Source organism: Arthrobacter crusticola (assembly GCF_004357995.1).
Taxonomy (GTDB): domain Bacteria; phylum Actinomycetota; class Actinomycetes; order Actinomycetales; family Micrococcaceae; genus Arthrobacter_D; species Arthrobacter_D crusticola.
In genome coordinates this window covers 811,547-829,368 of the sequence record NZ_SMTK01000001.1, presented here as the reverse complement: position 1 = coordinate 829,368, position 17,822 = coordinate 811,547, and the positions used below count along the sequence as shown (strand labels likewise).

Annotated in this window: 15 protein-coding genes and 1 pseudogene; 2 read left to right on the top strand and 14 right to left on the bottom strand. The window is 63.2% G+C overall.

Features of this window, described 5'->3' with window-relative positions; translation table 11 throughout:
• Window positions 1-919: 919 nt before the first annotated feature.
• Window positions 920-1,516: pseudogene (gene ribB, locus E2F48_RS03955) on the top strand (3,4-dihydroxy-2-butanone-4-phosphate synthase); the annotation flags it as partial.
• 61 nt (window positions 1,517-1,577) lie between these two features.
• On the opposite strand, the gene E2F48_RS03950 reads toward ribB, so the two are convergent.
• The 14 genes from E2F48_RS03950 to E2F48_RS03885 form a co-directional block, all read right to left on the bottom strand.
• Window positions 1,578-2,348, bottom strand: coding sequence for an SDR family oxidoreductase (locus E2F48_RS03950; RefSeq protein WP_133402648.1), 771 nt, complete (start codon window positions 2,346-2,348; stop codon window positions 1,578-1,580).
• Window positions 2,320-3,351: a sugar-binding transcriptional regulator gene (locus E2F48_RS03945; RefSeq protein WP_165968681.1), complete on the bottom strand. Its 1,032-nt coding sequence runs from the start codon at window positions 3,349-3,351 to the stop codon at window positions 2,320-2,322. The genes E2F48_RS03950 and E2F48_RS03945 overlap by 29 nt, the downstream gene beginning before the upstream one ends.
• Before the next feature lie 62 nt (window positions 3,352-3,413).
• Window positions 3,414-4,904, bottom strand: coding sequence for a sugar ABC transporter ATP-binding protein (locus tag E2F48_RS03940; protein ID WP_133402646.1), 1,491 nt, complete (start codon window positions 4,902-4,904; stop codon window positions 3,414-3,416).
• A 66-nt stretch (window positions 4,905-4,970) separates the two neighbouring features.
• Window positions 4,971-5,921 (bottom strand): substrate-binding domain-containing protein, encoded by a 951-nt coding sequence (locus tag E2F48_RS03935; RefSeq protein ID WP_133402645.1) that lies wholly within the window; start codon window positions 5,919-5,921, stop codon window positions 4,971-4,973.
• Between the two features lie 79 nt (window positions 5,922-6,000).
• Entirely contained in the window at window positions 6,001-7,017 is a 1,017-nt protein-coding gene (locus tag E2F48_RS03930; protein ID WP_133402644.1) for an ABC transporter permease, read from the bottom strand.
• A gap of 29 nt (window positions 7,018-7,046) precedes the next feature.
• Window positions 7,047-7,853: an SDR family NAD(P)-dependent oxidoreductase gene (locus E2F48_RS03925; protein ID WP_133402643.1), complete on the bottom strand. Its 807-nt coding sequence runs from the start codon at window positions 7,851-7,853 to the stop codon at window positions 7,047-7,049.
• Window positions 7,850-9,409 (bottom strand): FGGY-family carbohydrate kinase, encoded by a 1,560-nt coding sequence (locus E2F48_RS03920; RefSeq protein WP_221411609.1) that lies wholly within the window; start codon window positions 9,407-9,409, stop codon window positions 7,850-7,852. Before E2F48_RS03920 ends, E2F48_RS03925 begins: the two co-directional genes overlap by 4 nt.
• Complete coding sequence (locus tag E2F48_RS03915) at window positions 9,402-10,370, bottom strand: transketolase family protein (RefSeq protein WP_133402642.1); 969 nt, start codon at window positions 10,368-10,370, stop codon at window positions 9,402-9,404. Before E2F48_RS03915 ends, E2F48_RS03920 begins: the two co-directional genes overlap by 8 nt.
• Window positions 10,367-11,245: a transketolase gene (locus E2F48_RS03910; protein WP_133402641.1), complete on the bottom strand. Its 879-nt coding sequence runs from the start codon at window positions 11,243-11,245 to the stop codon at window positions 10,367-10,369. The genes E2F48_RS03915 and E2F48_RS03910 overlap by 4 nt, the downstream gene beginning before the upstream one ends.
• 1,221 nt (window positions 11,246-12,466) lie before the next feature.
• Window positions 12,467-13,699: a saccharopine dehydrogenase family protein gene (locus E2F48_RS03905; protein ID WP_133402640.1), complete on the bottom strand. Its 1,233-nt coding sequence runs from the start codon at window positions 13,697-13,699 to the stop codon at window positions 12,467-12,469.
• A gap of 119 nt (window positions 13,700-13,818) precedes the next feature.
• Window positions 13,819-14,196: a VOC family protein gene (locus E2F48_RS17245; RefSeq protein WP_165968680.1), complete on the bottom strand. Its 378-nt coding sequence runs from the start codon at window positions 14,194-14,196 to the stop codon at window positions 13,819-13,821.
• Between the two features lie 64 nt (window positions 14,197-14,260).
• On the bottom strand, window positions 14,261-14,656 hold the full coding sequence (locus E2F48_RS03895; protein WP_221411607.1) for a histidine kinase dimerization/phospho-acceptor domain-containing protein: 396 nt from the start codon (window positions 14,654-14,656) through the stop codon (window positions 14,261-14,263).
• A 185-nt stretch (window positions 14,657-14,841) separates the two neighbouring features.
• Window positions 14,842-15,213, bottom strand: coding sequence for a hypothetical protein (locus E2F48_RS03890; RefSeq protein WP_133402639.1), 372 nt, complete (start codon window positions 15,211-15,213; stop codon window positions 14,842-14,844).
• A gap of 253 nt (window positions 15,214-15,466) precedes the next feature.
• The gene (locus E2F48_RS03885; RefSeq protein WP_133402638.1) at window positions 15,467-16,675 is read right to left on the bottom strand and encodes an MFS transporter; all 1,209 of its coding nucleotides are present in this window, start codon (window positions 16,673-16,675) and stop codon (window positions 15,467-15,469) included.
• A gap of 27 nt (window positions 16,676-16,702) precedes the next feature.
• Between E2F48_RS03885 and E2F48_RS03880 the strand changes: the two genes are divergently transcribed.
• Window positions 16,703-17,287, top strand: coding sequence for a TetR/AcrR family transcriptional regulator (locus E2F48_RS03880; RefSeq protein ID WP_133402637.1), 585 nt, complete (start codon window positions 16,703-16,705; stop codon window positions 17,285-17,287).
• Window positions 17,288-17,822: the final 535 nt, after the last annotated feature.

Below are 17,822 nucleotides of genomic sequence, written 5' to 3'. Positions count from 1 at the left end.
CCCCCCCCCCCCCCCCCCCCCCCCCCCCCCCCCCCCCCCCCCCCCCCCCCCCCCCCCCCCCCCCCCCCCCCCCCCCCCCCCCCCCCCCCCCCCCCCCCCCCCCCCCCCCCCCCCCCCCCCCCACAGTGTCCACACTTTGGGTCAAAGATTTGGCCGTACGGGTGCCGGACCTGGTGGCCGGGTTGTAGTTTTCCAGCGGGCGGGGTGCCTCCTGTCTCTAGCCAAGCCCGGTTTGGCTTCCTTACTTCTTCATGGGGGAGTGGCGGTGTAGCTGCATGACTGCGGTGAGGGTCTTTTGACCTAGTCATTCTCCTGGTCGAGCAGCTCGGGTGAGGCGGGCACTCAAGATTGGCCACTTAGGAGCACTACAACCACGAGCAGACCTTGGTTGCGGCGACATCCGGTCTGCTCGCGGGCGGCAGCAGAGACACCGGAAGCGGCCCCGTGGGATCCGGGGCCGACCCTTGACGCCGTCAACTCTCGATTAGCCCAGACGAGCTCCCTCTGGGTCAGGAGCCAACCAAACTCGGGGCAGTCCCCTTAGTTGTACTGGAATGCTCTTGTTCTTAGACAGGAGGTGGCTGGACTGTCTCCTGAACCCGCCCTCGAATCACCCGACTGAAGCAGCCCGGTCACCAGCCCTCATGGGTGCTGGACTGACGATTGTTCGGGCTGCAGCTGCTTTAATGTTGTTATGGCGTTGCCCTACCGGGATGGTCGAGGTGCTCCACGTGGTCATCACTGGGTTCATCAGCCGCGCGAAACGGGCTGTTACGACGCTCGTGGCCGAAGCCACGACGGGCTTCCGTTGCTGGACCGCCACGCCCGACCACGCTGCGGCAGATCCTGGTGTCGACATGACGAAGCGAACTGCCCCTGATGAACCGAACGCACTGTTCCCTCACGAACTAGGAATGTCATGTCTCTTGCCGATATTGGTGCCGCCGTTGAGGCCTTGAAGGCCGGCCTACCCGTCATTGCAGTCGATGACGAGGACAGGGAGAACGAAGGTGACATCATCATGGCAGCCGAGCATGCTACGCCCGAATGGCTTGCGTGGATCATTCGAGTCTCGAGCGGGTTCGTTTGCGCGCCTATGAGTAACGAGCGGGCAGACGCGTTGTCCTTGCCGTTGATGACCGAGGACAATAAGGATTCGCTGAGGACCGCCTACACGATCACCGTGGATGCGGCGGGCCAAGCAAGCACCGGCATCAGTGCTACTGACCGGGCTAGGACCCTACGGGTTCTCGCCGACGCCGCATCCGGTCCAGCTGACCTAATCCGTCCGGGCCACATTCTTCCCCTGCGCGCTGTTGAGGGCGGAGTGCGGCAGCGCCCCGGCCATACCGAGGCTGCCGTGGATCTGCTGAAGCTGGCTGGCCTCACGCCAGTCGGGGTCATAGCCGAGGTAGTGGCAGACGATGGGGAGATGATGCGCCTTCCGGAGCTGTTGGAGCTGGGGCGGGAAAAGGGTCTGCCGGTTATCAGCATCGCGCAGCTCGTTGAGGCGCTGAGCTAGGGCTTGGCACTCTGCGGCTGCCGGGATCCATGGCGGCCGCAGACTTCCCTTCCCGCTATTGGGCGCAGAAACCGCCGTCGGCCAACAGATCGATGCCGGTGACGAATGAGGCGGCGTCGGAGAGCAGGAAGACGGCCGGCCCGGCCATCTCCGACGGGTCAGCAATGCGCTTCATGGGGGTTTCCTGGGCGAAAATCTCCATTTGGTGGACCATTTCCGGGCGGCTGTTCATCTTGGTCATGGTGTATCCGGGGCTGAGGGCGTTGACCCGGATGTTTCGTTCTGCCCATTCCATCGCGAGGGACCTACTCAAGTGAATGACGGCGGCTTTGGCGCTGTTGTAGTGAGCCTGCAGCAATCCACGGTTGACGATGGAGCCTGACATGGAGGCGATGTTAACGATAGATCCACCACCGTTTTTGAGCATGGCCCGGCCTTCGGCCTGGCAGCTAAGGAATACGCCGGTAACGTCGATATCGTAGACCTTCTGCCACTGTGCGAGAGGCATCTCTTCGGCGGGGGCGGCATTGGCGATCCCTGCGGAATTCACGGCCATGGTCAACGGGCCGAGGTCGGCCTGAATCTTTGAGACGGCCTCCTCAAGCTGTTCGGAGTCAGTCACGTCAGCCGGAACGAAGGTGGCTTTCGCTCCGGCGGACCGGATGAGGTGCAATGATTCTTCCGGGCCGTCCCCGGGCAGGTCGACGATGCCAACGGATCCGTTCTGTTGGGCAATGCCCAGGGCGATGGCCTGCCCGATTCCGGATCCACCCCCGGTGATGAGAGCGGTGCGGCCGTCAAGGGAGAAAGACAGTGCGTTGTTCATGATGTTCCTCCGTGAATCGTCTCGTGGGCGCCTTTTCTGATTCCAACTTCAGCGCGGTTTTTTTATCTGTGATCAGTACGTTGACCCAGTTGCCCTCGACGGCGGCCTTAATGGCGGTGTATTTCCTGCTGCCGCCAGCGACTCCGATGCGGCGATCAATGCTCAATATCTGTTCCGGACTGATGCCCAGCACCCGATCATTCAAGTCCGATTGGATGAGTACGCCTCGTTCGTCGAAGAACCGCAGGCACACGTCCCCGACTGCTCCGGCCCTGGCCAGGTTGCTCAGGTCTGCTTCCCCCAGAGAGTTCCCCGAATCCCGCAGCAGAGGCGAGGGCTCGATACTGCCAATGCCAACCAGCAGGGTATCGAGCCGGTCCCATTCGGCGGCCACCTCTGCCACAAACGGATCGGCCAAAAGCGCATCCCTGCCTTCCTGGCTGGAAACAATGCCCGGCGCAGGAAGAAACCTGGGCGTCGTTTTCGTGACGCTTGCAAGCCGGTCCGCCAGGTGCGTGGCGCGTACCTGAGCCGTGGGGTTGCCGACCCCACCAATGACCTGGACGACGATCTCGGCGCTCTGAGTGTTCCGAGGCGCCATGGCATCGACTGTGGCCAACAGGGTGGAGGACCAGGAAGACAGTCCAACCCTGTTCGCGCCTGTAAGCGTGACTTCAAGGTAACCTGCTGCCGCAGTGCCGAGCGCCCTGATGACCGAGGCTTCATCATCAGTACCTGGATCGGCGATAACCACTGTCTGCAGATCGAATTTTGCTGCAACAGCTTCTTCAAGGTCTGACTCGGTGCCCGGCGGGGCGATGACAATGGTGCGGACGATTCCCTGCCGGATCGCGTCGGACAACCACCGGGAAACCCGGGACTGGGACACGTGGAGCCGTTCGGCAATTTCTGCCTGGCTGAGCTTCTGCTCGTGATACATCCGGGCGGCCTTAACGACCAGGCCGAGCTGCTCAGAAGACAGGATCTTATTTCGCGAAACCAATGCGTGTCCTTCGGTAGGGCGGCAGGCTAAGAAGGAAATTGTTTCACGTTCTCCTAGATCTCCTAACTGGTTGCCAGTTCCATGACCCGGGTGGGGGAGGCCTCATCGGCGTCGAGGATCCCTTGGTTCTGCCCGCGCGCAAGGACCATCACCCGGTGCGCCAAGCCAAGAACCTCTTCGAGATCGGAACTGACCACGACGACGGCGTTCCCATTTCGGGCGAGTTCCGCGATCACTTCATAGATGGAAGCCCGGGCACCGACGTCGATACCCCGGGTGGGCTCATCAAGGATCACCAGACGCGGGTTGCGCTCCAGCCATTTCCCGATGACAACCTTCTGCTGGTTACCGCCTGAGAGGGACGCCACAGGCAGGCTGACATTCCCTTTCATGCCGATGCCCGCGGCCACGCTCCGGGCGAGTTTGCGGACCTTGGCCGGCGCGATCCAGCCGCCGGATCCGATCTTGGTCATATTGGGCAAGGCAATGTTGTTCTCGATGGTGTCTGAAACCACCAAACCCTGCTGTTTGCGGTCCTCAGGTATGAGAACGATGCCGGCTTTGATGGCCGCCATCGGATCATCCGCTTTCAAGGTCCGGCCATCGAGCTGCACCGTGCCGCCGTGGCGGTGCTGTGCACCGGCGATGGCACGGACAAGTTCGGTTCGCCCGGCGCCGACGATCCCCGCAATTCCAAATATTTCGCCTTCGCGGACACTGAAGGACACGTCCGTGAAGTTCCCTGCCTTGTCGTGCAGGTCCTGAACCTGAAGCACGACTTTATCCGTGGGAGGGGGAACCTCGGGGAAGAGCCGCTCTACCGGACGGCCGACCATTTCCTCGACCAGCTGTTTCGGTGATACCTCACCGGAGGCGTGTTCGGTGATCTTGCGTCCATCCCGCAGGACAACGATGCGGGTGGCGATCTGAGCGATTTCGGCCAGACGGTGGCTGACGTAGATGAAGGAGACACCTTCGGCCTGAAGTGAGCGGACACAGTCGAATAGAGCTTCAGTTTCGGACTGGCCAAGCGCCGCCGTCGGTTCATCCAAGATGAGCAATGAAGCATTCAACATCAGGGCCTTGGCGATCTCCACCTGCTGCTGCCCGGCGACGCTCAGGTTCCGCACGGTGGCGTCCATGCCGCCCTTGAAGCCGAGCCGCTGAAGCTGAACCTTCGCTTTTTCACGCATTGAGCGTGCATCAAGGAAACCGCTGCGCATCGGCCACCGCCCGACCATGACGTTCTCGGCGACCGTCAGATCGGGGAGGAGGCGCATTTCCTGGTGAATAAGTCCGATGCCGGCGGCGATCGCATCGCCGGGGGTGGCAGGAGAGTAGGGTTCCCCGTTCCAGGTCATTGTTCCGGTGGTGGGCTGGGTGACGCCGGCGATGATGCTTGACAGTGTGGACTTTCCCGCACCGTTTTCTCCCAGAAGTGCGACGACTTCACCGGGATAGATGTCCAGGTCGACGTCCTGGACGGCGATGGTGCCGGGGTATTGTTTGGTGACTCCGCTGACTCGAAGGCCGCGGTTGTCCTCAGTACGCATTCTAGGCTCCGTTGATTAGCAGTGGCCGGGGGCGGGCGGCGCCGTGGCAGTGCCGCCCGCCGCCGGTTAGGGGTGGCTGGTGATGAAGGGTTCGACGTTTTCCTTCGTGGTCAGAACACCTTCCTGGAGCTGTTCAGCGGGAACTTCTTCACCGTTGGCCAGCTTGATCGCAGACTCCAGGGCGAGCTTGCCCATGGCCTGGGTGGGCTGGGTGATGGTGGCTGCCAAAGTTCCGTTCTTCACGGCTTCCAGGCCGGCTTTGTCACCGTCGAAACCGACAATGGTGACATCGTCGACGCCGGCGTTTCGGACCGCCTGGGCTGCACCGAGGGCAAGCGCGTCCGCACGGCCGAAGAAGATGTTGATATCGGGATTCGCCTGGAGCATGTCGGTGGCCAGTTGGTACCCCTCATCCTGCGCCCACTGCTGGGATGCCTGACGGGCTACTTCCTTGATTTCAGGAAACTGTTCCATTGCGGCGCTGAAACCTTCGTCGCGGGCCTGCTCGGGAGTGGTGCCGATCTGGCCCTGGATCACGCCCAACTGCCCCTCCCCATTGACCTGCTCTCCTACCCATTCACCCAGGGTCTTGGCGGCCGCAACGCTGTCGGTGGCGATGAACGTGTCACCGGGCTCGCCTTCAGGGTTGCGGTCCACGGCCACGATCGGGATATCGGCAGCCTTGGCGGCGCGCACGGGAACCGTGGCAGCGGTGGCGCCGGCGGGAATGTAGATGATCGCGTCGACCTGCTGGGTGATGAAGTCCTGGATCTGGGATACCTGGGTGTTGGAATCGCCCTTGGCATCGGCAACGACGACTTCGACGTCTTGTCCCTCGGCGGCTGCTTCTACCGATTGGCGAATCTGGTTGAAGAAATCTGCCTGCTGGTTGGCTACAGCCAGTCCGATGGTCATTTGGTCGTCGCCGCCGCCGGCGGTACCTCCGGCACCATTGCAGGCGGCGAGTGAAACGCTGGCCATGACGGCCGCAGCCGCCAGCGAGAATTTTCTAAACATTGTGTATCTCCTTTGATGAAACTGGGATTGGGCTGGAGGCCTCGGGCGCGTATGCGACAGGAGGCATCCGAAGGGGGTATTAGGAACGCTTGCGGCGGAGAACGTCGGCCATCACGGCGATGGCGATTACGGCGCCGATGACGATCTGTTGGATGAACGGCGAGACTCCCATGAGGTTCAGTCCGTTACGGAGGACACCAATAATGAGCACGCCGATGACGGTGCCACCGATGCGTCCCACGCCGCCGTTGAGGCTGGCGCCTCCGATCACGACTGCGGCGATGACGTCCAGTTCGTATCCGCCTCCGGCGCTGGGCTGGGAGGAGTCAAGCCGGCTGGCCAGGGCGATGCCTCCGAGCCCGGCGAGGGCTCCGGCTGCAATGTAGACCCAGATGGTGACCTTTTTGACGTGGATGCCGGCCAGCCGGGCGACTTCGGCGCCACCTCCGATGGCGTAGATCGAGCGGCCCGACGATCGGTACTTCAGCCACGCCCACCCCGCTGCGTAGAGGGCGAGGACGACCAGGAGGGTGACCGAAAAGAATCCGAGGTACCGTTCGGAGGAGAGGTTGAAGAACCACTCCGGGTACCCCACGATCTGCTGGCCGTCGGTGATGAGGTTGGCCAGGCCGCGCGCAATGGACATCATCGCCAGTGTTGCGATGAAGGGCGGCAACTGAGCGTAGGTGATGCCTAGGCCGTTCAGGCAGCCCGCCAGGGCGCCCACGCCGATCGCGGCGAGCATGGCCAACCACATTGGCCAGCCGCCGTCGTGCGAGAGCCAACCCAGTACCATGGTCGAAAGGCCAAGGACCGCTCCGACGGACAGGTCGATTCCGCCGGTGATGATGACCGCGGTCGCCCCGACCGCCAGAATGCCCAGGACCGTGACCTGGTCGAGAATGTTGATGAGGTTTCTGGTCGTTAGGAAGTTCGGGGCCGCGATGCTCAGAACGATAAATAGCACAAGGAGGCCGAGCAAGGCGCCGCCGCTGCCCGAGAAGAAGCGTGCGCTGAGGGTGGAAAAGATGGGCGCCTTGGCGTCGGCTCCTGCGGGATCCGCTCCGCCGGGGCGGTGGGCTAATTGTTGACTCATGGTTGACTCCGTTGGCAGTTGAGGTTGGGCTAGTTCATGAACATTCCGCCATCAATGTTGATGGCCTGTCCGGTGATGTAGCTTCCTGCATCGGAAGCCAAAAACAGCAGGAGGTTGGCGACGTCCGTGGCTTCGGCCGGCCGTTTGAGCGGAATCCCGTCGATCCATTCCTGGATCAGCTCACCCGGCTTGTAGTCGCCCAGCCGTCTTCCCCACTCCCGGTCGTTGTATTCCCACATCTCGGTTTTGACGATGCCAGGGCAGTAACTGTTGACCCGGACACCGGAAGGGGCGAGTTCCTTCGCCAGGGACTGACTCAGCCCTATGACACCGAACTTGCTGGCCGCGTAGTGCGGAGTGTAAATGAAGCCCTGACGTCCCTGTCCGCTGGAGGCGTTCAGGATGACGCCCTTCCCGCTGGCTCTCAGCAGGCCAGCGGCCTCACGGCAGCACAGGAAGACGGCAGTTGTGTTGACCGCGAGAACCTTGTTGAACTCCTCGAGGCTAAGATCTTCCAGGTTGGAAATGGTGATGATGCCCGCGTTGTTCACCAGAACGTCCAAGCCGCCCCACAGATCAACGACCCGGGCGAAAGCTGCCTTGACCTGTGCTTCGTCCGTGACGTCGGCGACAGCATGCTCGGCGTCATATCCCGCTTCGCGAAGCTGCGCGGCCGAGTCCGAGACGAGGGGGTTCCGGTCGACCAGGAGCACCGAGGCGCCGGCTTCAGCAAAAGCCTGGGCTATCCCAAAGCCGATCCCGCTCCCGCCCCCGGTCACCATGACCCGGCGGCTCCTGAAGTGACCCGCAAAGATTTCCGATCCGACAGGGTTCATTGTCCTGAGCCTTTCGCTGTGGACGCCAAGGCGCCGTCCTGCTGTTGGGTGGTGCCGGGTTCTTCCCCGGGAGTCCAGCGCGCACGGGACACTGCCCTGGCCCAGCTGAGCTTTCTGGCATTCGCTTCTGCTGCTGGCAGGTCCGGGGCGATCTCGGTACGGTTGCGGGGCATCGCGTCGATTTCATCGGCACTGCAGAGTCCGCTCTGGACGGCGGCCATATGGGCCACGCCCAAGGCTGACAGATCCGGGATGGTGCTGCGCAGTACCGTCCGCTGGCTCAGGTTGGCCTGCATCTGCATCAACCAGGCGTTGGAGGTCGGCCCGCCGTCAGCCAGGACCGAGCCGATGCGGGTCGTGGTCGACTTCTCTGCTGCTGAGAGGACGTCCTCAATCTGAAGCGCAATGGATTCGAAGGCTGCCCGGGCTAGGTGAGCGCTTGTGGTGCCTAGATTGAAGCCGCTGATGGCAGCCTCCGCCCGTTCGTCCCACCAGGGAGCTCCGAGCCCGGCGAAGGCGGGAACGACATTGACGCCTCCGCTGCTCTCCACCGTTCGAGCCAGGGAGTCCAAATGTGCCACGTCGGTGCCCAGCACCTGGGCGAGCCACACGGCTGTGGCGCCGGTCGCGAGAATATTACCTTCAAACGCATACCGGGGTGTCCCGTCGTGCCAGGCGAGGGTGCGCACAAGTCCCTCCAACTGACCGCTGATCCCCTCCCGATTCAGGAGGCCCATGATGGAGCTGCCCGTGCCGTAGGTTGCCTTGACTGCTCCGGCTTCACGGATTCCGTGTGCGTAGAGGGCCGAGTGGGAATCACCCAGCACCGCGCACACTGCCGCACCGACAGCATCCGTTCCCAGCAAGGACCGGGTCGGGGCGTTGGAGGCCACGACTTCAGGCAGGACCTCGGAGGGGACCCGGAAGAGGTCAAGGAGACCGGTGTCCCAATCAACCGCGTCCAGGTTCAACAGCTGAGTACGGCTCGCGTTCCCGGCTTCGATGCGGTGCTCGCCGGTCAGGCAGTTCACGAGCCAGGAATCCACCGTTCCGGCAGCTATCTTTCCCGCCCGGCTCAGCCGCCGGTCAGGATCTACATCGTCCAGCAGCCACTGCAGCTTCAGCGCCGAGAACATCGGATCGATCGGCAGCCCGGAAACACGCTGCACCATAGGTCCGGCTCCATCGGAGATGAGTTCCTTCGCACGCTGCACCGTGCGACGGTCCTGCCATCCCAGGATCGGGCCGAGCGGAGCACCCGTGATCCTGTCCCAGATCATGATGGATTCCCGCTGGGTGCTCAAACCGATGCCGGCAACGGCGGATGATCCGAGCCCCTTGAGGCTTGCACCGATGGCTGAGGTAACACTGTTCCTGATGTCCAGCGGATCCTGCTCAACCCATCCCGGCTGTGGATGTTGTTGGGTGAGACTCACCTGGGCGCGTCCGGAAATACTTCCGGCCGCATCCATGACGAGTGCTTTGGTGGCGCTAGTGCCCTGATCCACTGCAATGACGACAGACGACCCGGCAGCGGCACCGATGTGTTCAGTCACGGTTCAATGCTCCACGGGCAGCATTGGCGATGTCCTCAGCCTCGAGGCCGAAGTGCTCAAGCAGGTATTGGGTGCTGCCCGTAGGTGCGAAATCCTTCAGACCCAAGATGCGCAGCGGGACGCGCGCTTCATCCTCGAGCTGACCGACGATACTGGCGACGGCCGCGCCCAGCCCGCCGGCCACGTTGGCTTCCTCGGCAGTGACGATGGCCCGGGTCTCCCGTGCGGCAGCGGTGATGGCTGCCTCATCAAGGGGGCTCAGGTAGGTCGCGTTCAGCACCCGGGCAGAGATCCCGTCAGCCTCAAGTGAAGCTGCTGCCCAGAGGGCCCGGGACACTTCGGTGCCGGCGGCGATGATGGTCATGTCCGAGCCTTCGCGGGCCACGACGAACTTGCCGCGTTCAAAGCTGGGGTCATGGTCGGAAACCTTCGGCACTTTGAAGCGGCCGACGCGGATATAGGTGGGGCGCGGGTTCGCGACGGCGTTGCGGATCGCGGCGCGGGTCTGGTCCCCGTCGGCCGGTACCACAATGTCCAGACCGGGCAGCGCCCGGAGCCAGGAGAAGTCCTCGACGGAGTGGTGCGTAGGGCCCAGCTCTCCGTACGCCATGCCAGGGCTCATGCCGCACAGGATGACGTTGTGCTGGCTGTACGCGACGTCGGCCTTGATCTGTTCCAGCGAGCGTCCGGTCAGGAATGGGCCCGCCGCGCAGACGAAGGGGATAAGGCCGGCATTGGCCAGACCGGCACTGACGCCCACCATGTTCTGCTCGGCAATACCGACATTGATTAGGCGGTCGGGAAACTCATCGCGGAACTTGTTCAGGTTACTTGAACCTACAGAGTCGTTGCAGACCGCAACGATGCGCTCGTTGGTCCTTGCAAGCTGGATCAGTTCATCGGCGAAATCCTGCCGGTTGTCGAAAGTGGGCGCTTCCTTGAGCGCGGGGGCGGTGGTCATGACAGCTCCTGGAATGCCTGGGTGGTTTGTTCTTTCGAGGGCACCTTGTGGTGCCATTCGACGCGGTCCTCGATGAAGGACACGCCTTTGCCCTTGATGGTGTTGGCAATGACGGCCACAGGGGACCCCGTCGTGGAGGGTGCCATCGCTTCGAGAAGTGCGTTGTAGTCATGGCCGTCGACGATCCTGACCTCAAGACCGAAAGCGGCGAGGCGGGCGTCGAGCGGATCCAATCCGTTAGTGTCCTCGGTGCCGGCGCCCTGCTGCAGGCGGTTGCGGTCGACGATGACGTGAAGGTTTTCCAGCTTCTGGTGCGACGCGGACATCAGCGCCTCCCAGTTGCTGCCTTCCTGCATCTCACCGTCGCCAAGGACCACGTACACATTTGAATTGTTGCCTCGGAGCCTGGCGCCGATGGCAGCCCCGACGGCGACGGGAAGTCCATGGCCCAAAGGACCGGTGTTGGTCTCAACCCCGGGGACTTTAACCCGGTTCGGATGCCCGTTCAGGGCCGACATGGGTTCCATGAACGTCCTGAGCTCATCAGCGGAGAAGAACCCGCAGTGAGCGAGCGTGGAGTAGAGGGCGGCCGCGCAGTGGCCCTTGCTGAGGACGAAGTGATCGCGTCCGTCCTTACGGGGATCTTCCGGGTCGACATCCAGCACGGCGTCGAAGAGCACGGTGAGGATGTCCGTCACCGAGAAATCTCCGCCGATGTGACCCTGCCCCGCGGTGGAAATCATGTCCAGGATCGAGCGCCTAGTGGCTTGAGCCCGCTCGTGCAGTTTCTCGGCGCGGAACGAGGCATCACCTTTCAAAAGATCCTTTCGAAGAGACCGCCACTCCGCGGCCTGTGAAACATCTGCAGTTAGCATGACGCATATCCATTCACTAGTGACTGTATGTGAATATGTTATGTGGGTCACACTGCGGTGTCAATGGATGAACGGCAGCAAGCGGGTGAGCGAGACCTCTGTTGCAGGGGTCGACAACACAGCTGAGGTGCATCTGAACAGCCGAAACGGCCCGCAGCCCCTCCGTATTCGCGTATCTGGGTGCTTGTGTAGGGCGGGTACGGGAACTGGTGGTTTGTCGTGTAGGTGTGCTTGGTCCGGACGGGGAGTGAAGACCCCGGTTGCCCGCCTGATGCCTCGGCGGGAGCGGGTCTCGCCAAATAGCGGGATCGGTGTTGTCATGGATTCAGAAGCCCGGCTGGTTCTCTGAGGGGGGTGACGGTGAGCGCCACTAGTCCCGATCCCGTTTTTGGCCGACAGGATCTGAGGAAGTCCCTGCTCGTGGTCGGTGGGTTCGCCCGTGACAGGGACCCAAGGATCACCTGCCCGCATGCCTAGTCGTTCGGCGTCTTATATTGAGATCTCTCAACGGACAGTTTCGCGGGCGGGTCCAACGCGGCAGGGGAACGATCAATGTGGGTGCGAAGCCGCAAAAACTGCGGCTCATTACCGCGTCGGCGGTGTGCCACCCGGCCGGCTCAGCTCGCAAGCGCGGAGTGAGGGCCGCACCGGCGTGGACCTCACTACAAGGCTATTTCAGGGGTTAACCCCTGCCCAGGGTCGACCCGGCTGCAATGGCGTCGTTGTTGGAGAAGACAAAAGCGGCGCTGCACAGGTCGGCCAATAACTTGCGATTCGCCTCTGCGAGGGTGCGGAGGCCGAGGTCGCACTACTGCGTCACACCTTTGTAGGCAATGTCGCGCCAATGTTCGCGACTTTTGGCGATCGTGGTCCGGGTATTACTGACTGTCCTCGCGGTCCCGTAGGCGCAATTCGGGCAGGAGCGCGGGGCGGAGGACGGCTTCGAGGGGCTCAAGGACCGCTCAAACGTCCAACGCCACCTTCTGAAGAAAACCGTTTTGGAAGTGATTGAGGATGAGAAGATCCCTTGGTTGAACCCAGGCTCTCAACCTCCCTTCGGCACCATCACTGAGACACTTCACGCTGAGACGCGTTTTGAAACACCCTTCGGACATGCAAACGCCAGCGGATTGGATGCTTGTATGGAGGGATGTCAGAGTGTCCTGGGAAGCTTTAGGTTTAGAGACGCACTGGGGTGAACTGTGGTCCGATCGGCGTCCGTCAGGTGAGGGCATTTACTTCGTAGGTATGGCCTGCTGCGCGCAGCCGATTTACCAGGACGTCGCCGAGGGCGGTCGCCGGGGTCAGCGATCCTGCGGCGGGCGGCAGGCGGTCGCCGTCCAGGGCAAGTGAGAGCGCTGTCTCCCCGGCCATCACGGCGGTGGCGGCGTATCCCGGGTCGCCGGGCCCGGCTGCGACGGCCCGGTACCGCCGGCCGCTCTCGGTGGAAGCAGTCACCTGGGAACGGAACCAGCCTGAGCGCCGCGCGGCCTCGCTCGGGCCCGCGCCGGGCGACGGAAGGACGCGGTCCAGTAGTTTCCTCGTGGGAGGCAGGGCCAGTGCGGCCCCGAACATCCGTAGGCCAAGCGCCGTCGCTCCGGCGATGACGGCGCCGGCGGGCCCCCGGCCCATACCCATCACTTCGCCGTACCGCAGGGACCGGCCGTAGGCCCAACCCTGCAGGGCGTTGCTGCGACGCACGATCCGCGTGTTCGCTGACGCCATGATGAAGGGTGCGGTCCGCAGGCCGTCCTCCGCACGGCCGACCCACCCCAGGTCCGCCGGCTGCCGGGTCTCGGGCTCCGCCGTCCGGTCCGGACTAAGGGAGTAGGGATCGCCCGCGAGCGATCGCAGCACAGGATCCGACCTCATGCCCTCGAGCTGACCACGCATCGATTCGATGGTGCCGCCGCTGAAGCCACCCTTGGCCCTGGCGACGAGTCGCACCTCGGTCAGTCCGCCCGCGCCGTCGGCCTCCACGGCCTGGTGTAGGAGGAGCACTGCGAGGTCCGACGGGACGGAGTCGTAGCCGCAGGCATGGACGATCCGTGCACCGGTGGTCCTTGCCAGGGCGTCGCAACGGTCGATGGCTTCACGGAGGAAGGACACCTCGCCGGTCAGGTCCCCGTAGTGGGTGCCAGCGCGGGCACACGCCTCGACGACGGGCAGTCCGTACTTCGCGTAGGGACCCACCGCGGTGAAGAGAACCCGGGTGCCCGCGGCCAGCGCAGCAAGCGAGTCAGGGTGATCCGAGTCGGCCTCGATGAGGGCCCAGTCGTGTGCGGCGACGGGCAGCCTGGACCGTACAGCCTCGAGCTTCACTCTCGACCTCCCGGCGAGCCCCACGCGCAGGTCCGGCGGAGCGTGGTCCGCAAGGTATCCTGCGATCAGTTCACCGACGAAGCCGGTCGCACCGAAGAGGACGAGGTCGTAGTCGCGCGCTGGGGCCTCCATGCCAGCAGTCTTACACGGCGGCGCCCGGACCGACGCCGGGAAGTGCCTACCTCCCCTGCAGTCGAAGCGCCCTGTCACCCTGAAACTAGATCCCAGCCCGTGGCGCTGATTTGGGTTCCCTAGGGGATGACGCGGGCACGCTCTTCGAACCAGGGGGACTCGTGAGGGACAACGCAGAACAGCAGCCCGGCGGGATCTTTCAACACGACCCATGTTCGCCCTTGGCCAACGATTTCTGCACCCAACGTGACCAGACGTTGCACCTCGGCATCCACATCGTCGGTTTCAATATCCAGATGTAACCGAGCGGCTGCGGCTCCCACATTTTGAAGCCCGACCCAGGACATGGCAGCGGGGCCGACGAGGCCGGTGAATTCCGGATGCTCCTCCACCTGCCTCGGTTCTGCGAGCAGGGCGGAACCCCAAAAGGCTCGAGTCTTGACGAACACCTCGTCCGGGGCGTCGATGACTACTTCGCGGAGCAGGATCCGATGCATCGCTTCACTGCATCACCTGCACACGGTCGATGACAAGGGACGGGTAAGGAACTCGACCCTTCGATCACAGGTCGGCAAGGCCGCTACCTTGACTGTACGTAACCCGATTCCCCGCTGCTCCTATCGGCACGTGCGGTAGCCGCTCGATGGCCGCTGCAGAAGATGGTGCTCGTTTGACCCGAGCGGCAAGGATGGCCCTGTTGTTCGCGAATACCAGGGGTTCGATAAGCAGCGGATAGTCCGGTTCGTCAGGTTCACGCTGTGCGACGTCGAGGAGGGTCTTGATGACCGTGAGTGGGGTTCTGAGCTTGTGCGAGGCGCTGGCCGCGAATCGTTCCTGACTGCCGAAGGCGTCCTCGAGGCGCCCGAGCATCTGGTCGAAGGCGTCGGCAAGCTGCCTGAATTTGTCCCGGAGGCCCTGCATCGGGATGGTCGAAGCTGCCGTCTCCAGCGGCCTCAATGGCGGTATGTACGGCGTGCAAGGGGCGCAGCACCCGGCCGGCGGGAAACCAGCCGCCCGTGCTGCCGATCACTGCAAGTGCCACGAGCGCCAGGCCTCCCAGGCCTCCCAGGCCAACGATGACCCCGAGTATTTCTGTCCGGGATGCCACGTACCCGCCGTTAGTTGGTTTTTCGGTCAGTTTCCTATGCCGAGTACCGTGTCGGTGGGGCGCGTCTGGCCGCTGATTTTGCCTGGCGTTCGGCGGCGAGAAGGGGCTGGAGCAGAAGCGAGGCCTCGTGTTCGGTCAGGGCCTGCGGAAAGCTGATTGCAAGGTGCCCGACGGTCAGGGCCGCGGCCATCCAGTAGGTTCCCTCGGTGCTGCCGGTGACCCGGGCGATCATGATCCGCAGCCGCGCCTGATCGATGCGTCCTGCATAGCCGGCGAGAGCTGCCACGGCGGCTGCATAGGCGGTATGCGTCTGGATCAGGGCGTGGTGCTCGGCGGCTGCCTGCAGGGCAGCGGGGGTCCAGTGGCTGTTGAAGATTCGGGGGGAGGGAAGCGCTTGGGTCCTCATGTTTTTTCCTCAAGGGACTATTGCGGGAGTTGCCGGCGGCACTGGCCGACCGGCAACGCCCAATCCAGGCGGGCCAACGGCATGGGGATGCGCGCCGCGCAACGACCGTGCCGCCGATGAGCAGCAGCACTCGATCAGCACTGGGGTTCGCAGGCCTTCCTCAAGTCCTCCAAGTGCTCGTGGCACAGATGGTTTGGGGCCTAGAGGATGCCGTCCCGGGCTGCGGCGTAGATGCTCGGCACGCTTCCGAGTCCTAGCCTCTGCCGGTGTCGGGGACGTTGCGCCGAGGCAGGTGAAGGGCTCCTAGTGTGCTGATGCCGCAGATGATTGCGGCGATGATGAATGCCGGGCCGGGTTCGAATGTTTCGATCAGGGCGCCAACCAGTGTTGCTCCCATAGCCTGTCCCAGGACGAGGCTGATGAAGAGCACTGAGGTTCCTGTGGCGCTGCTCTTTGCCGTCCGTGCCGCCCAGATGATGAGCACCGATGTTGCGGCAGTGTAGGCCAGACCGAACAGTGCCGCCGCGCCGAAGCTGGCGGCGATGCTTTGCGGTGCGATGGCGAAGGTCGCGGTCGTGATTGCGACGCCCAGCACAGTGACCGGCCAAGTTGTCTGAATGGTATGCCGAGCAAGCCACGGGGACGTGAGTGCCGCTGCGGCTCCACCGGCACCGAGTGCAATCCACGCGGCGGCAGAGGATTCAACTGTCATCCCGCCAAGGCCTTCAAGAAGAGCCCGGCCGTGGACCCAGATCGCGGAACTGCCTAGGCCGAAAATGAAGGCGGCCGTGACCGGACGCCTAAGCAGATATAGACCGGCCCTTCGATGCCGCGTCCCGGGTGCCGTCGGCCGGCGGGAACCAGGACGGGAACCCCGGGCGGAATCACCGCAGGAGGTATCTGACTGCAGTACGCCGATCATCGCACTGAAGGAGACGACAGCAATCAGTGCCCAGGCAAGGCGCCAAGAGGACCCAAGAACCAAGGAGAAGGTCCCGGCAGCAATGACGCCGAAACCAGTACCTGAGTTCACGACCGATTGAAGCCTGTCCTGCCCTGCTGGCTCGAAATTGCGTTGCACCAGTTCAACCAGGGCCGGGGAGGCAAAACCGGCACCCATTCCTGCAAGAAGTACCGCTCCCACGAACACCGTCGTGCCCGGGGCCGCAGCGATCAACGCACTGCCTCCGGTGGCCGTCAACCCGGCGAGGACAACGACCAAGCGGGGGCGGGTCGGCGCAAAGCGGAATCCGAGCATCGCTGAGACGCAGTAGGTGACGGAGGCGCCGGACGCCAGCAGACCCCCGACCGTGGGAGTGAGGGCGAAGGCCGCCGAGAAGGCAGGAAGGAAGAGACCGTACCCCAGCCTCGCCAGGCCGTAGGTGGCGCCGATGAGTGTTACGCATGCCGCGGTGAATACCGGACCGGCGCCCGTCCGCTCTTGGTGTAACGACCGTTTCATTGAAACGAACGTTATAGGATGTGAGTTATGGATGTACAGCCCAGTACGCGGGAACGCTTGCTTGACGCCACCGAAGATCTGGCCTTCACGCAAGGGGTGGCGGCCACGCCCGTGGACGAAATTCTCCGCAGTGCGGGTGTGGCCCCGGCGACCCTGTACGCGCACTTCGGCAACAAGGAAGGTCTGATCACCCAGGCGCTAGAACGTCGCCTGATGCGCTGGGATGAGGCGTGGCAGCTGGCCATCGATGAAGCCTCCACCCCCAGGGAAAAGCTGCTGGCGGTATTCCCGGCCCTTACGGAGTACCGAAGGGGTGTGACTGCTGCCCGATGGTGCGCATTCCTTGGGGTAGCTGCTGAATCACCTCGTCCAGGACCGGAACTGCAGAAGGCTCTGGCCAGTGACACGCAATTGCTGACATCGCGGCTTAGAGAGCTGGCAGTCCCGGTCGTCGGCGCAAACCACGTAGACGCCCTGGTCGCGCAACTCGTCCTCGTCTACACCGGGGTGCTCGGAATGCTGCTCCGGGGAATGGACGCTGAAAGAGCCGTTGAGCTCGGACTTCACATCGCCGGCGCCGCTGTCGAAGCCGCTGCAGGTACCCGTAGCTAACCAGCAGGGACCATCCCGTGGACGTCCACAGTGAGCACATCCACACTGAAAGCTCCCTATTTCGGTGCACCGGTCTTCTGAAGGGGGCAGAAATGCCGCCTTCCACGATGCAACGCGGATCAGCTCCGAACAAACCCGAGGCTGGCGAAGCATTCCAACTAAAACCTTTCGGGCGCTCGGGTGCGGGACTGTGGAGAAAAAGGTTCCTTGGGCTCTTACGGTGATTGCAACACTTAGCGGACAGCACCCTGTCAATGCGCGGTACGTTTGTCGAAAATGCCTTCAGCGCGGATAAGTGAGGGTGTGGACAGTGTCCACACTTCGGGTCTCGGGCTGGGCCGTATCGGTGCCGGACTGGTCCGGATTGCGAGGTTTTCGGGGGAGCGGCGTTTGCGGGGCAGGTGTCCGGTTCGAGTCCCACTTCGGGTACAAGTTCCTACTCCTTCATGGGGGAGTGGCCCTGCAACTGCATGACTGTGGTCACGGTTAGGACCTGGTCATCCTCCTTGAGCAGTTCATGCGAGGGAGCCACCGT

Excerpts from the sequence above, each read along its gene's own strand:
- E2F48_RS03950 (WP_133402648.1), bottom strand. The coding sequence starts at position 2,348 with ATGAACAACGCACTGTCTTTCTCCCTTGACGGCCGCACCGCTCTCATC.
- E2F48_RS03940 (WP_133402646.1), bottom strand. The coding sequence starts at position 4,904 with ATGCGTACTGAGGACAACCGCGGCCTTCGAGTCAGCGGAGTCACCAAA.
- E2F48_RS03935 (WP_133402645.1), bottom strand. The coding sequence starts at position 5,921 with ATGTTTAGAAAATTCTCGCTGGCGGCTGCGGCCGTCATGGCCAGCGTT.
- E2F48_RS03930 (WP_133402644.1), bottom strand. The coding sequence starts at position 7,017 with ATGAGTCAACAATTAGCCCACCGCCCCGGCGGAGCGGATCCCGCAGGA.
- E2F48_RS03925 (WP_133402643.1), bottom strand. The coding sequence starts at position 7,853 with ATGAACCCTGTCGGATCGGAAATCTTTGCGGGTCACTTCAGGAGCCGC.
- E2F48_RS03915 (WP_133402642.1), bottom strand. The coding sequence starts at position 10,370 with ATGACCACCGCCCCCGCGCTCAAGGAAGCGCCCACTTTCGACAACCGG.
- E2F48_RS03910 (WP_133402641.1), bottom strand. The coding sequence starts at position 11,245 with ATGCTAACTGCAGATGTTTCACAGGCCGCGGAGTGGCGGTCTCTTCGA.
- E2F48_RS03905 (WP_133402640.1), bottom strand. The coding sequence starts at position 13,699 with ATGGAGGCCCCAGCGCGCGACTACGACCTCGTCCTCTTCGGTGCGACC.
- E2F48_RS17245 (WP_165968680.1), bottom strand. The coding sequence starts at position 14,196 with ATGCATCGGATCCTGCTCCGCGAAGTAGTCATCGACGCCCCGGACGAG.
- E2F48_RS03890 (WP_133402639.1), bottom strand. The coding sequence starts at position 15,213 with ATGAGGACCCAAGCGCTTCCCTCCCCCCGAATCTTCAACAGCCACTGG.
- E2F48_RS03885 (WP_133402638.1), bottom strand. The coding sequence starts at position 16,675 with ATGAAACGGTCGTTACACCAAGAGCGGACGGGCGCCGGTCCGGTATTC.
- E2F48_RS03880 (WP_133402637.1), top strand. The coding sequence starts at position 16,703 with ATGGATGTACAGCCCAGTACGCGGGAACGCTTGCTTGACGCCACCGAA.